At 33.9% G+C, this 14,633-nt stretch carries 15 protein-coding genes; 11 read left to right on the forward strand and 4 right to left on the reverse strand.

Annotated features, from left to right (window positions below):
- The first annotated feature begins 343 nt into the window (after positions 1 to 343).
- The 4 genes from B0M43_RS22270 (at position 344) to B0M43_RS22285 (ending at position 3,027) form a co-directional block, all read left to right on the forward strand.
- Positions 344 to 925, forward strand: a complete 582-nt coding sequence (locus B0M43_RS22270; RefSeq protein ID WP_078005446.1) for a TIGR00730 family Rossman fold protein — start codon at positions 344 to 346, stop codon at positions 923 to 925.
- Between the two features lie 328 nt (positions 926 to 1,253).
- Entirely contained in the window at positions 1,254 to 1,721 is a 468-nt protein-coding gene (locus tag B0M43_RS22275) for an SRPBCC family protein (protein ID WP_065450492.1), read from the forward strand.
- A gap of 251 nt (positions 1,722 to 1,972) precedes the next feature.
- Positions 1,973 to 2,341, forward strand: a complete 369-nt coding sequence (locus tag B0M43_RS22280; RefSeq protein ID WP_078005447.1) for an iron chaperone — start codon at positions 1,973 to 1,975, stop codon at positions 2,339 to 2,341.
- A 5-nt stretch (positions 2,342 to 2,346) separates the two neighbouring features.
- Positions 2,347 to 3,027, forward strand: a complete 681-nt coding sequence (locus B0M43_RS22285; RefSeq protein WP_078005448.1) for a 2'-5' RNA ligase family protein — start codon at positions 2,347 to 2,349, stop codon at positions 3,025 to 3,027.
- Between the two features lie 116 nt (positions 3,028 to 3,143).
- Here B0M43_RS22285 and B0M43_RS22290 read toward each other — a convergent pair whose 3' ends face one another.
- The 4 genes from B0M43_RS22290 to B0M43_RS22305 are packed head-to-tail and all read right to left on the reverse strand — an operon-like array spanning position 3,144 to position 7,085.
- On the reverse strand, positions 3,144 to 3,506 hold the full coding sequence (locus B0M43_RS22290; protein ID WP_078005449.1) for a VOC family protein: 363 nt from the start codon (positions 3,504 to 3,506) through the stop codon (positions 3,144 to 3,146).
- Positions 3,507 to 3,526: 20 nt separating this feature from the next.
- Entirely contained in the window at positions 3,527 to 4,222 is a 696-nt protein-coding gene (locus B0M43_RS22295) for a VanW family protein (RefSeq protein ID WP_078005450.1), read from the reverse strand.
- The gene (locus B0M43_RS22300; RefSeq protein ID WP_078005451.1) at positions 4,219 to 4,881 is read right to left on the reverse strand and encodes a class I SAM-dependent methyltransferase; all 663 of its coding nucleotides are present in this window, start codon (positions 4,879 to 4,881) and stop codon (positions 4,219 to 4,221) included. Before B0M43_RS22300 ends, B0M43_RS22295 begins: the two co-directional genes overlap by 4 nt.
- A 56-nt stretch (positions 4,882 to 4,937) precedes the next feature.
- Complete coding sequence (locus B0M43_RS22305; protein WP_065450498.1) at positions 4,938 to 7,085, reverse strand: cation:proton antiporter; 2,148 nt, start codon at positions 7,083 to 7,085, stop codon at positions 4,938 to 4,940.
- Positions 7,086 to 7,396: 311 nt separating this feature from the next.
- Between B0M43_RS22305 and B0M43_RS22310 the strand changes: the two genes are divergently transcribed.
- The 7 genes from B0M43_RS22310 (at position 7,397) to B0M43_RS22340 (ending at position 14,575) form a co-directional block, all read left to right on the forward strand.
- Entirely contained in the window at positions 7,397 to 8,824 is a 1,428-nt protein-coding gene (locus B0M43_RS22310) for an L-serine ammonia-lyase (RefSeq protein WP_078005452.1), read from the forward strand.
- A gap of 122 nt (positions 8,825 to 8,946) precedes the next feature.
- Positions 8,947 to 10,143 (forward strand): SH3 domain-containing protein, encoded by a 1,197-nt coding sequence (locus B0M43_RS22315; RefSeq protein WP_078005453.1) that lies wholly within the window; start codon positions 8,947 to 8,949, stop codon positions 10,141 to 10,143.
- Between the two features lie 49 nt (positions 10,144 to 10,192).
- A complete protein-coding gene (gene panB / locus B0M43_RS22320; protein WP_065450501.1) occupies positions 10,193 to 11,011 on the forward strand; it encodes a 3-methyl-2-oxobutanoate hydroxymethyltransferase in 819 nt (272 codons plus the stop codon).
- Between the two features lie 109 nt (positions 11,012 to 11,120).
- Entirely contained in the window at positions 11,121 to 11,471 is a 351-nt protein-coding gene (locus B0M43_RS22325; protein WP_065450658.1) for a four helix bundle protein, read from the forward strand.
- Positions 11,472 to 11,567: 96 nt separating this feature from the next.
- Positions 11,568 to 12,257, forward strand: a complete 690-nt coding sequence (locus B0M43_RS22330) for an RluA family pseudouridine synthase (protein ID WP_078005454.1) — start codon at positions 11,568 to 11,570, stop codon at positions 12,255 to 12,257.
- Between the two features lie 75 nt (positions 12,258 to 12,332).
- Positions 12,333 to 13,661, forward strand: a complete 1,329-nt coding sequence (locus tag B0M43_RS22335) for an aldehyde dehydrogenase (protein ID WP_078005455.1) — start codon at positions 12,333 to 12,335, stop codon at positions 13,659 to 13,661.
- A gap of 122 nt (positions 13,662 to 13,783) precedes the next feature.
- Positions 13,784 to 14,575, forward strand: coding sequence for a hypothetical protein (locus B0M43_RS22340; protein ID WP_078005456.1), 792 nt, complete (start codon positions 13,784 to 13,786; stop codon positions 14,573 to 14,575).
- Positions 14,576 to 14,633: the final 58 nt, after the last annotated feature.

Raw genomic sequence — 14,633 nt, forward strand, 5'->3', positions numbered from 1 at the left:
TTATTAGTTGGTAATTATCTACTCTTCTTTTTTTGACAAATTAACTTTCAAATGTGCCTTTAGGCACTAAATATTGGTAGCATATTAGATTATGAGGTTGGTTAGCGTGCCGTAGGTACGCAATGTACTATTTTTGTTGCGTATCTACGGCACGCTAAATCTATCTAATTTATATTTTTTCTACCAATATTTAGTGCCTAACGGCACAAAATACAGACTTTCAATCTTTAATTTGCATTATAATTTCCAAAATTTAACCAATATCCTTTAATTTACAACATTTAACTTCTACTATTTAACTCACAACCAATAACACAAAACACACAACCCATAAAACAAACAAATGAAAAGAATTACAGTTTTCTGCGGATCCAGTTTTGGAACCGAAGAAATTTACAAAGAACAGGCAACATTGCTGGGACAAACCTTAGCAAAACAAAATATTGAATTGGTTTACGGCGGAGCAAACGTAGGTTTAATGGGTGCTGTAGCCGACGGAATTTTAAAAGAAGGTGGAAAAGCAATTGGAGTTTTACCCAATTTTTTAAGATCTAAAGAAATTGCACATTTAGGCCTGACCGAATTGATTTTGGTAGAAAGTATGCACGAAAGAAAAACCAAAATGAACGATTTATGCGACGGCGTAATTGCACTTCCGGGTGGTTTTGGAACTCTTGAAGAACTTTTTGAAATGCTGACCTGGGCGCAATTAGGACTTCATAAAAAACCAATTGCGATTTTAAACATCAATGGCTTTTACGATGCTTTGATCGAATTAACAAAAGTAATGGTAGAAAAAGGTTTATTAAAAGATGTTAATCAGCAAATGCTTTTGGTGAGCGATAACATTGACAACTTATTAGATCAAATGAAAAATTACGTGGCGCCAACGACCGGAAAATGGATTGATAAAGATCAGGTTTAAACCATCTTTAAATCATAGATAGATTTTAGAATCCATACAGGTTAAGACTTGTGTGGATTTTTTTTTTGAAGTTATTTGGGATTTCTTTCTTAAATTAGAGGTCATAAAAATTTGTTTCAAGTTTCTAGTTTTTTTTTTGTTTCAAGTTTATACGCCAGTTTTGTCATTCCGAAGAACGGGGAATCATACTAGTTGATCGACAAAGATTAGCGACATTCTTTGCGGAGTTTCGTTTGTGATTCCTCGTTCTGCGGAATGACAAACTCTGCGATTTTATGTTTCAAATTTTACAAATAACATTTTACAAACAACATCTCACCAATAAAAAATGAAAACAGAAAACAACCACTTCGCCAAAGCCGAAATGCTAATTAGAAAACCTGTTTCAGAAGTTTTTCAGGCTTTTACAGATCCGGAAATTACCCGTAATTTTTGGTTTACAAAAGGTTCCGGAAAACTAGAACAAGATACTACAACCGAATGGACCTGGGAAATGTACGGATTTTCACTAACCGTTACGACTCATGTTTTGCAGGAAAATCATAAGATTGTGATTGAATGGGGAAATCCGGACGAGAGTACTTTGGTAGAATGGATTTTTAGTCCATTAAACGAAAATGAAACATTTGTAAGCATTATCAATTCAGGCTTAAAAGGAGATTCGGATAAAATAATCGATCAGGTCCGCAATTCTACTGAAGGCTTTACACTGGTTTTGGCTGGCGCCAAAGCATATTTGGAACATAATATTCAGTTGAATCTGGTTTTGGATCGATTTCCTAAAGGATTGGCATAAAAACTTATTTAACCGCAAAGTTCGCAAGGATTTTTTTATTGGGCTGAAAATAATCTCGCAAAGTCCCGAAGTCGCAAAGTTTTTAGCACATTTCTGGTTCTTTTTTTTACGCAGATTTTGAAGATTAAGCAGATTCAAAATTTGTAATTGAATATAAATCAACGTTTAAAGAGAAAATATTAAAAAACTTTGCGCCTCTGCGCCTTTGCGAGATTAAAAAAGAACAAACTTTAAAATAAATTGCATTAAAAATGGACACAAAGAAACCAGCAAATATCGACGAATATATTGGCGCGTTCCCCAATGATGTTCAGGAAATTTTAGAAAAAATCAGGGCAACAATCCAAAAAGCAGCGCCAGACGCCAAAGAAAAAATCAGTTATTCGATGCCGGCTTTTGAGCAAAACGGCGTCGTGGTCTATTTTGCTGCATTCAAAAATCACATTGGTTTATATGCATTACCAAGCGGACATGAAACTTTTAAGGAAGAACTTTCGAAGTATAAATCAGGTAAAGGTTCTGTACAATTTCCTTTGGATCAACCAATGCCATTCGACCTGATTGCCAAAATTGTAAAGTTTAGGGTCAAAGAAAACCTCGAAAAAACAAACAAGAAATAATTTAAATGAATTTAACCGAACATTACAATCAACTTTATAAAAAATCCTCCAAAGCTATTCTTACGGAGCAATATAAATTAGATCCTCAAATAAATAATCCATCAGATTCCAGATTTGGTCTCACGTTGCTCATTCGCCCAAGCGAAACCATTAAAGCAAATATTCAGTTATTTTTAGAAGAAATAAAGGCAATTGAACCCAATCAGTATTATTATCCTGATTCTGATATTCACATTACGGTAATGGGAATTATTTCTTGCTACGAAGGGTTTACGTTAGATCAAATAAATATTCCCGAATATATTGATCTAATTGAGCAAAGTCTGGTTGAACTAGATCAAATCGAAATTGAATTTCGGGGCCTTACAGCTTCACCTTCTGCTATAATGATTCAGGGTTTTCCAACGGATGAATCGTTGAATATTTTCAGGAATAAACTTCGGGAGAGCTTTAAAAACTCTACTTTAGAGCAAAGTATCGACAGTCGTTATATCATTGCAGCAGCACATTCTACGGTAATGAGATTTCAGGAAAAACTTGAAAACACGAAACAATTAATACAAGTTGCAGAAAAGTTTCGTGATTATAATTTTGGAAAGTTTCAGGTAAAAAAACTGGAACTGGTTTATAATGATTGGTACCAGAGAGAAGGAAACACCATTCATCTAGCCGATTTCAACTTATAAGTGTCGATTTTTTTGCCACGTCCCGAGCGATAGCGAACAGGCAAAGCAATTTCACCAATTGAAATGACGGTAAATTCAAAAAAACTTACTGCCTTAGTTTCTTAGTGGCAAAAAACTTATTTATTAAACTTCCCAAAGTGCCATAAAACACCTGAAGGATCATGCAAAAAACATTCACTTCCCCAATCAAGATGAACAGTTGGCGTTAGTTTTACACCATATTTTTCTGTTAAGTTTAAGGCCAATAACTGATTGTAATAATCATCGACATCTTCGACTTCAAGGAAAATCATGGTATTTTCGATCCATTCTTTCGCATAATAATCCTGAAGGTAAAACGCAATTTCCCCAGTTTTAAAAACAGAAAATTTTGGATCTAAAACTGTTTCTTCGAAACCTAAATCTTTATAGAAATTTCTGGAGACTTCAAAATCTTTGGATCCTATAAATGGACGGATTGATTGGGCTTTATGTTTCATCTTTATTGAGTTTTATAACACTACACGACTTTTATGTACCGGGATTGGTTGAGCAATTTTCTGTCACTATTCAGTACATTTACAATAACATTTTTTTGATCCATTTTAGATTCAAAAAACAATTGCTTCTCTTCGATCCTTTTTTCACTTCGCAAATTTACCTGAATAAAATTGTCTTTTATCTCCATTTCAAATTTAATCGAAAACGGCAGATTATTTTTTACTCTTAAATCTTTGTAACCATACACAATTGTAGCATCTGTACCTAAGGGTGTAAATCTGGTTTCATCTGTGTAAATATCAACAGAATGATTGTGCCTTTCTACAATTTCCAACCCTGCAATTAAACTGATATGATAAATAATTCCGGAGACCTGACACAAACCGCCTCCGTTTTGTTCTGTTAATTTTCCGTTTACCAAAGTTCTGCTTTTTTTGAAATTGTATTCGGGGTTTCCTACAATTTTAAAAAAAGAGAAAATCTCATTGGGCTTCATACTATATTCATTAATTTTTCCTGAAGCTATTTCAAGATTATGAAGCTTATTTTCAAAAGAAATTCCTTTTTTTATCTCCTGTGATAACGAAATCGAATAATCAAAATTTACATTATTATTGGTCTTTTTAGAAAATTGAAAGCATCTTTTACTCCACAAATCATTCGTAAACCTGATTAATAATTTTACATTTATCTTGAGTTGTTTCCAGCTATTCATCTCTTTTCTAATTCTATAATGAAGTAAGAACTATACTCTTTCAGGAATGAATTGGCTATAAATGAATCGAGCTTTAGTAAGGATTTCCGACAAGACTCTGGAAATCGATGTATAGGAAAAAATAAAAAACCAAATGTGCTTTTGATCTTAAAATTTGGATGTGCTTCTAAATCTTTAATACTTAAACTAGTTGCTCCGTGCCAATTTGCTTTTTTATAACCCAACAAATTTCTTCGTTTTCGCGATGGAATATCAAAAATAATTCGGCCATTCTTTTTCAAAATCCTGTCTGATTCTTCTAAAACCTGATTGATTTTATCCTGATCCAAATGCATAAAAAAATGAAAACTAATAATAGTATCTACAGAATTGTTCTGTAAAGTTATTTGATGAGCTTCGTTTTGTAAAAATGTTTTTTCAGGAAACTTTCTTCTCGCTACTTCGATCATTTCAGCGCTTGCATCAACTCCTATAGAAGCATAATTTAAAAGTCTGCCAGTACCGCAAGCTAAATCAAGAATTTGCTCGTTTTGGTTCGTTAATAACGTATCAAGGATTTTTCGCTCCTGAGTGTCTATAAATCTTCCGTAAGAATTATCAAATCTATTTTGATCATAAGTGTTTGCCAGATCATTATAGTAATGTACAATTTCGCTCATTCTTAATTTTTAAATCAAAATCAAAAATAATAAAATTCTTACTCGAAAAACATTTTTTATCCTTTATTAAAAATACTTCCCAAACCACGGCCAATTTGCTCAATCGCTTCAAGTCCTTTTGTTAATGGCGTCGCAGTAAAATCTTCGTAGGCATCCATCGAAGTTCCTTTGCGATCGTCTTGCGAATACACTAAAATAAGATTGTTGTCATCGAATGATTTTTCGAACTTCTGAGGTAATTTATCAAAAATCGACTGGTACGAAACAGAACCTTTTCGAGAGAGGTTAAAAACAATTAAATCAGTTGGTTTTATTTCATCAGAAATCGATTCAAAATCTTCCCAATCCATAATGCTTTTAAAACCTAACTTGGCATTCAATTTTAAATTAGCCGCAATTTGCTGGATCGTTTGATGCGTTTTATACTCGGCATAAATCACAATAGGGATACTTAATTCCTGTGATAATCGGCAGATTTTCTGTAATAATAAATGAAATCCAACTCCTCTTTCAGAAAAAGGAGGACAAATAAAAACTAACCTTTTTTCTTCTATAAAAGTTTTTTGAAACCTACAGATGAATAAACTTTTATCGACATTATTAATAATCGAATCTACGTTTTCTCCAAAAATTTTATCCAGAAAACCTGTTTTTCTTGGCCAGCCCACAATCACAATATCTGACATAATTTCTTTCGAAGTTCTGGCAATTCCGCTCGCAGGATTATGATCAATTCTGGCAATTGTATTTATTTTTACTTCTGATGCTGATCCCTGAATCACGAATTTGTCAACCGCTTTTCGATACTTTAGAATATTTTTTTCAGCCTGATCATTATTAGGAACAATCGTTAACAATGTGACCGGATTAGATGATTTCTTATCTTTTATTAAAAGTGCAAAATCTAATAAAGTGGCTGTCGCCGAAGTTTTTGCTAACGGAATTAGTATGTGTTCGTCTAAAATCTGATCGCTATGTGCATCTTCATGAGAAACTTCTTCCTCGCAAATTGCTATTTTTTTAGCCGCTTTTTCGGTAGCGAAAGATGCTACAATACACGTTATTAATATTAAAATAATAGTTCCGTTTAAGATATTTTCATCCAGAATTTTCGCTTTAAATCCCACTAAGATAACCGCCAACGTTGCAGCGGCATGTGCACTGCTTAACCCGAAGATAAGCTGTCTCTCTGTTCTGGTATATTTAAAAACAATCTGGGTAAAAAATGCCGCAATCCATTTCCCAAAAATCGCCACAACACTCAAAGTTCCGGCAACAATTAATGCTGTTGGTCCGCTGAGGATTACGCTAATATCGACTAACATTCCCACAGAAATAAGGAAAAACGGGATAAACAATGAATTACCAATAAACTCGATTCTGTTCATCAAGGCAGACGAATGCGGAATTAACGGATTCAATGCCAAACCTGCAACGAACGCACCAATAATAGGCTCTACTCCTGCTACTTCAGCCAAAAATGCGGCAAAGAAAACAACCGAAAGTACAAAGATATAATGTGCGTGTTTTTCGCTTTCTAATTTTTTAAAGAACCATTTGGCAATTCTTGGAATCACCAAAAACATAATCGCGGAGAAAATGGCCAGCGAAACCGTAAGTTTTATCCAGAAAGCCTGATTCAGGTTTCCCTGACTGCTTCCCATAATTACGGCCAGAATAATCAAAACGGCAGTATCTGTTAATATCGTTCCTCCAACTGTTATGGCAACCGCCTGATTTTTTGCAATACCTAACTTACTCACAATTGGGTAAGCTACAAGCGTATGAGTGGCAAACATACTGGCGGTCAGAAAACTGGCATTAAAATCATATTGCAGTAAATAGTAACAAACCGGAAATCCAATCGTCAAAGGAAAAATAAAAGTAAAGAACCCAAACAATAAACTCTTATTTCGGTTGGCTTTAAACTCATTCATATCCAGTTCCAGACCGGCAATAAACATGATGTATAAAAGTCCAATTGTCGAAAATAAATCTACAGCTGAGTTTTTGGCCAGAATATTAAGTCCGTGTGGGCCAATGATAACACCCGAAATAATTAGTCCTATAATTCCGGGAATATTTATTTTTTTTAATAAAATAGGTGACAAGAGAATAATGAAAAGTATCAATGAGAAAATCAATACTGGGTTGCTAAGAGGTAATTCGAATTCTTGTAAAAAATGCTTGAAAAATTCTATCATAATATATTTTTATCTTCTGTATGGTATTTTAATTTTCGCGAAAGTTGTATCCCAATTAAAATGAAATCCCAGAAGTTATGGTTTACCGATTTCTGTTTAGAACTTAAAAAATCGGATTCTTTGTTTTCATTACAAAAATACCTAAAAAAAATACGAACTTTTCACGAAAACCGCATATTAAGCAATAATTTTTGTTTCGTTATCAAATTATTAATATTTAATATTTTTTTTAACAAAACTGCAACATTAACAAACGAAAGTAAAAGTTCATTGCATTATTCAATTATCTTTGTCTTAATAAATATTGCACAATGGAAGAATGTATCTCTGTTTTTGATATGCTTAAAATTGGCGTTGGCCCCTCAAGTTCGCATACTTTAGGGCCTTGGAGAGCCGCAGAACGTTTTTTAGAAGAGTTAAAAGACGAATCAATTTTAGATCAGATTAAACGGGTAAAAGTCGATTTATACGGATCACTTTCTTTAACCGGAAAAGGCCATGCTACAGATTTATCTGTAATGTTAGGTTTAAGCGGGCAAGATCCGGAATATATTCCTGTTGATAATATTGCCGGAATCATTAAAACCATCGAAGACAACAACGAGATTATTCTGGCCAATGAATACAAAATTCCGTTTTATTTTCTTCAGGATATTGTTTTCAATAAAGAATTTCTTCCTTTTCATGCCAATGGATTAAAATTTACGGCTTATAAAGAGGATGATTCTGAATACGAATCTACTTTTTATTCTATCGGAGGAGGTTTTGTGGTGAAAGAAGAACGCACGAATGCCAAAATCAAAGAGGTTATAAAATGCGCTTTCCCATTCCCTATCCAAAATGCAGTGGAGCTTTTAAATTATACGGTTTCAGAAAACAAGTCCATCTCGGAAATTGTTTATGAAAACGAAAAATCGATGCGTCCGGAGGCAGAAATTCATTCGGAATTAATGCGCATCTGGAACACGATGTTAGAATGTATGTATATTGGCTGTCATACCGGAGGAATTCTTCCGGGCGGATTAAACGTTCGCAGAAGAGCTTTTGATATGCACCAAAACTTAATAGGTTTATCGAATTATTCTGATCCGCAAAGCTGGCTGGAAGAAATTAGAAAAACCGAAGTGAAATTTCGTCAGATCCTAAAATGGGTAAGTTGTTTTGCACTTGCCGTGAATGAAGTAAATGCATCTTTAGGCCGCGTGGTAACTGCTCCTACAAACGGAAGCGCTGGTGTAATTCCGGCCGTTTTAATGTATTATCTGGTAATCGAAAATCACGATGCAGGCGAAAAAGAAATCAAACAATTTTTGATGGTAGCCGGAGAAATTGGAAGTATCTTCAAGAAAGGTTCTACAATTTCGGCTGCAATGGGCGGTTGCCAGGCCGAAATTGGTGTTTCATCATCGATGGCTGCAGCAGCGCTTTGCGAACTTATGGGCGGAACTCCTGCTCAGGTTTTAATGGCGGCCGAAATTGCTATGGAACATCACCTTGGCCTAACCTGCGACCCAATTGGCGGTTTGGTTCAGATTCCGTGTATCGAAAGAAATACGATGGGCGCTATAAAAGCCATAAATGCTGCCGAATTAGCCCTTGAAACCGATTCTAAAAATGCAAAAGTGCCTTTGGATAAAGTAATTAATACCATGTGGCAAACGGCAAAAGATATGAATTCTAAATACAAAGAAACCTCTGAAGGAGGATTGGCAATTGCTGTAAATATGGCTGATTGTTAAAATAATAAAGGTTGCCACAGATTAAAGAATTTACACAGATTAAATAAGTATGAATTAAGCATATTAAAAAAATCATTTTAAATCCCTTAATCTGTGGCAAAAAACTCTTCCAAATTTATTCCATGAAAAAATATTACTTTCTTATAGCAATCTTATCCTCTGTTTTATTGCATGCTCAGGAACGTTATTTTCTAAATTCAGATACGCGCTTGTATACTTCAGCGAATACTTCTGCTGAGTTTTTGGGCTATTTTAAATATGGTGCCGAAGTACAATTATTATCCGAAAGTAAAAATGGCTGGTACAAAGTAAAAGCCGATAACTTATCTGAAGGTTATATTCCCGAGAAATATGTGGCAACACGATTAAATGCTAAAGATGTCAAAATAAGAGACAATGAAAATCCTATTCTAGAAGGAGGCGATAATTATTATGGCGGCAATCACCTTTTTGTTTTGGTTGCTGGTTTAAAGGCGCGTGCACAACCTGATAAAAATTCAAAAATTAGAGAAATTTTATTTGTTGGTGATCCTGTAGCTATTAATTATCTTCCAAAAAATGAAGACGAATGGGTAAATATTAGCGGTCAATTTAGCGACGAATATGCCAGGTTTACGCTAAGAAAGTTTGTTGGCAAAAGACCTGATTTTAATACCTTATTAAAAGATTTCGACAAACTCGATGTCAATAATATTACAGAACGTAAAACTGTAGGCGAACGACTTGTTCAACTTGCCTGGAATAGCGAGAACAGTAAACTTTCGCCTGCTTATCAAAGATATTATGAGGTGGTTAAACAATTAAATGATCCTAAACTTATTGCTGATACAGAGTTGAATATGGCTATAGCCAAAGGATTAGCAAAACATAAAAAACAGGAAGAAATAACAGCATTTACCAAAAAATCAGAATTTGTGGTAAAAGGCTTAAAAACCAAATCATTATTTTTTACTCAAAAAGAATTAGTAAATGCATTGGGCAATCCGGTAAAAAAAGCCAACATAAGCGATGAATGTGGTCTCTATATTAGCGAACTTTTTTATTATTATCCGGATTTAGAAGCTTCTGTAAATGAAAAAGAAAACAAAGTAGAGGTCATAAAGATTTTCATAAATCAAACGAATAAACTTGTTTTCAATGCAAATGCAGCTTTAGACAGTTCTTTATCTGAAAAAGCATTTATCGAAAAGTACGGTTCTTATATTGGTGCTTCTTTAAAAACCCCACATTCATACTCTATACCATTAGAAGACAGCCATTTTGAAATAGAATTTAAAGATGGAAAGTTATTTGCCATCGAAATAATCTACTATTGCTGATTTCAATCTATAATTATTCAATACTTTTACATCTTCAAAAAAAAATAAAATGTCAGTAGCAAAAAAAGATTATAAAAGAATCACAACAAAGTCATTGATCGAAATGAAAAGCAACGGAGAAAAAATCTCTATGCTTACGGCTTACGATTTTACAATGGCTAAAATTGTTGACACCGCAGGAGTCGATGTGATTTTAGTGGGCGATTCAGCATCAAATGTTATGGCGGGTCACGAAACGACATTGCCAATTACCTTAGATCAAATGATATATCACGCTTCATCTGTAGTTCGCGCTGTAGAGAGAGCCTTAGTTGTAGTAGATTTACCTTTTGGAAGTTACCAGTCTGACCCAAAAGAAGCTTTGCGTTCTGCTATTCGAATCATGAAAGAAAGTGGCGGTCACGCTGTGAAACTTGAAGGAGGAAAAGAAATTAAAGAATCTATCAAAAAAATATTAAACGCAGGAATTCCGGTTATGGGACATTTGGGTTTAACACCTCAATCGATCTACAAATTCGGAACTTACAGCGTTCGCGCCAAAGAAGATCAGGAAGCCGAAAAACTAATCGAAGATGCCAAATTGCTTGAAAAAGTAGGTTGCTTTGCTGTTGTTTTAGAAAAAATCCCAGCCGATTTAGCTAAAAAAGTAGCCGAAAGCATTTCGATTCCGGTTATTGGTATTGGTGCCGGAGGTGGTGTGGATGGACAAGTTTTGGTGATTCATGATATGTTAGGAATGAACAATGAATTTAGTCCGCGTTTCTTACGTCGTTATTTAAATCTATACGAAGAAATGACAAAAGCAATTGGTCAATATGCGGCTGATGTTAAGTCAAGTGATTTTCCTAATTCTGGGGAGCAATACTAGATTAGACTTCTTAGACTTCTTAGATTTTAGACTTCTTAGATTTTTTTGATTTAATTTTTTACGATCTAAGAAGTCTAAGTTGTCTAAAAATCTAACTAATCTAAAAAAAATGCATCAATTTAAAGAACTTCAAATTTGGAAAAAAAGCAGATTGTTTTGTTCTAAAATTTATAACGTAACAGCAACTTTTCCAAATGAAGAAAAGTTTGGGATTACAAATCAATTAAGAAGAGCATCTGTGTCAATTCCTTCAAATATTGCAGAAGGTTCATCCAGAAATTCAAATAAAGATTTCGCCCGATTCTTGGAAATTGCAATTGGTTCTGCCTACGAAGTGGAAACACAACTTTTAATTTCATCTGATTTAGGATTTATTGATGAAGAAAACACAACAGAGTTAATAAGTCTCCTATACGAAATTACAAAAATGACTTCAAGATTTCGAGCCACTTTATTATAGTTTTTTTTTAAAACTTTAATCAATAAGTTGAAAATTAAAACATGCCTAAAAAATCTAAGAAGTCTAAGTCAGTCTAAAAATCTAAGCAAGTCTAAAATGAAAATTCTTTCCAATAAAAACAACCTCCAAATTCTACACGAAGACAACCATATTATTGTGGTCAACAAGCGCGTAGGCGATATTGTACAAGGTGATAAAACAGGTGACAAACCTTTATCTGATGTTGTAAAAGAATACATTAAAGACAAATACAATAAACCTGGTGATGTATTTTTGGGCGTAATTCATCGTTTAGATCGTCCTACAACCGGAATTGTGGTTTTTGCCAGAACAAGTAAAGCTTTAACGAGAATGAATGAAATGTTCAGCAATCGTGAAACTCAAAAAACTTATTGGGCAGTTGTAAAGAATAAACCTCAGGAAACAACGGCCAAGTTGGTTCATTATCTTAAAAGAAACGAAAAAAATAATACTTCGAAAGCACATTTAAAAGAAGTTCCGGACAGTAAACTGGCCAGCTTAGATTATACCGTTTTTAAAGAACTTCAAAATTATGTGGCGTTGGAAATCAATTTACATACGGGTCGTCACCATCAAATTAGAGCTCAGTTAGCCGCTATTGGATCACCTATTAAAGGCGATTTAAAATATGGTTTTGACCGAAGCAATCCTGATGGCGGCATTCATCTTCATGCCCGGAAATTGGTTTTCGTTCATCCTGTTTCTAAAGAAAACATCACCATCACAGCGCCAACTCCGGATGAAACTATCTGGAACGCCCTTTGATTTTATGATACAATTGTTAATTTTTTAATTTTTATCGATTAACTTGCATAGGCAAAAATCAAGTGAATCATAAAAATGGACTATAAAAACGACATCGGATACAGAAAAGAAACGCTAAAAAAGTTGTTGTATAACCTTCAGAAAAGCGAAGACTTAATTGTAAAAGCTTTATACGATGATTTTAAAAAGCCCGAATTTGAAGCTGTTTTAACCGAAACGAATTATGTCATTTCGGACTTAAAAGACACCATCAAAAATATTCATAAATGGGCAAAGCGAAAACGTGTTTTTCCTTCTCTTCTTAACTTTCCTTCGACAGATTATATTTATAAAGAACCTTATGGAGACGTTCTGGTTATTGCTCCCTGGAATTATCCGTTTCAATTGGCTTTATGCCCTTTAATCGCAGCCGTAGCAGCCGGAAACCGGGTAGTTTTAAAACCTTCTGAACTTACACCGCACACCTCAGCAATAATTGCCAAAATCATCGAAAAAACATTCCACGTTAATCATGTTGAAGTTTTTGAAGGCGGTGTCGAAGTGTCTAATCAGCTACTGACACAACGATGGGATTATATTTTCTTTACCGGAAGTGTGGCTGTTGGAAAAGTGGTTGCAAAAGCCGCAGCCGAAAATTTAACTCCAATTACATTAGAACTCGGCGGAAAAAACCCCTGTATTATTGATGAAACTGCCAATTTAAAACTCGCTGCTAAACGTATTGTATGGGGTAAGTTTATTAATGCAGGACAGACTTGTATTGCTCCCGATTATATTTTGATCCAAAAAAACATGAAAGTTAATTTCATCTCTTTTTTAATCGAGGAAATTATAAAAGCCTACGGAAAAAAAATCGACAAATCTTCGGATTTTGCCCGTATTATCAATACCAAAAACTGGTTGCGACTAGCCAATATGATCGAACCCGAAAAAGTGATTTTTGGAGGAGAAACAAATGCCAACGAACTTTATATTTCACCAACTTTAATCGAAGAACCTGCATTGGATAGTCCTGTTATGAAAGAAGAAATTTTTGGTCCTATTTTACCTATTCTTCTTTATGAAACAGAAGCTGACATTCAAAACGTGATTAGCCGTTATGAGAAACCTCTTTCATTTTATGTTTTTAGCGAAAATAAATCGTTTGCCAAAAAATTAATTAAAACTTATTCGTTTGGCGGTGGCTGTATCAATGATACTGTTGTTCATTTTTCTAATAAAAGACTACCTTTTGGCGGAGTTGGCCATAGTGGCATGGGCGCTTATCATGGCCAATTGAGCTTTGATATTTTTTCTCACCATAAAGCTGTCGTAAAGAAGGCAAACTGGCTCGATTTACCAATGAGATATGCACCTTACAAAGATAAATTAGCTTCTATAAAAAGAATATTGGACTGGATATAACAGCAAAAACAATTTCGTAATGTTTTTGATATTTTCCTATGAATTTGATTAAAAATATTATATTTACGTCACATTATCTTTCTTAAATTCCAGAATATAAAACAATTCTACTTTTACAAAAAATGAAATCCACACTTAATCAAATCAAAGACATTAAGAATCATGGTTATACCTTAGATTTTTCAACTGTCTTTAACGCTGCTTTTGAAAACTATAAAAAAATAGCACTTTATGCCGGATTGATATTATTAGTATTTTCTATACTATTTGGTATCATTGGTTCTATTCTTTTAGCCGTTATTTTTGGTGTAGATAAATTAAATGACCCTGCATTCTTTTCGATCAAACCTAATCAGTTATCAAGTATTCAACTCGTTTATTATATTTTGGCTACAGTATTATTTTCTGCAATTTTAAGCCCTTTTGGTGCAGGATTTCTAAAAATGGCGTATTGTGCTGACAGAGATCAGGAATTTAATGTTTCGACCATTTTTACTTATTATAAATCAAGTAAATTTTTACAAATATTTTTGGCAACTGCAATTATCTCATTATTCAGTGTCTCTATATCTACATTTTTCGAAATTCAAAATCTTAATATGATAGGAATTGTGGTTTCGTTGATGACTTCCTATTTTACATTTTTAACGGTTCCGCTTATTATATTTGGAGACTTAAAAGCAATGGAGGCCATTACATCAAGTTTCATCCTTATTGCAAAACAACCGGTCGTACTTTTAGGATTAATGATCACTATTGTTGTTGCTTTGATAATTGGCTTTATGGCTCTTTTTATCGGAATCCTTTTTACTGTGCCGCTTAGTTATTCAATGACATATGCTATATATTATGCAATTTTTAAAAATGATAAAGAAGATCCAATTGATTCAATTGGGCAATCGGATTTAGAATAAAACAGAAGATTCTATACAACAAAAGAGCTTAACCTACTCTTTTTAGAGTTTTCAAAAA

The organism is Flavobacterium sp. KBS0721 (assembly GCF_002007065.3).
Classification (GTDB): Bacteria; Bacteroidota; Bacteroidia; order Flavobacteriales; family Flavobacteriaceae; genus Flavobacterium; species Flavobacterium piscis.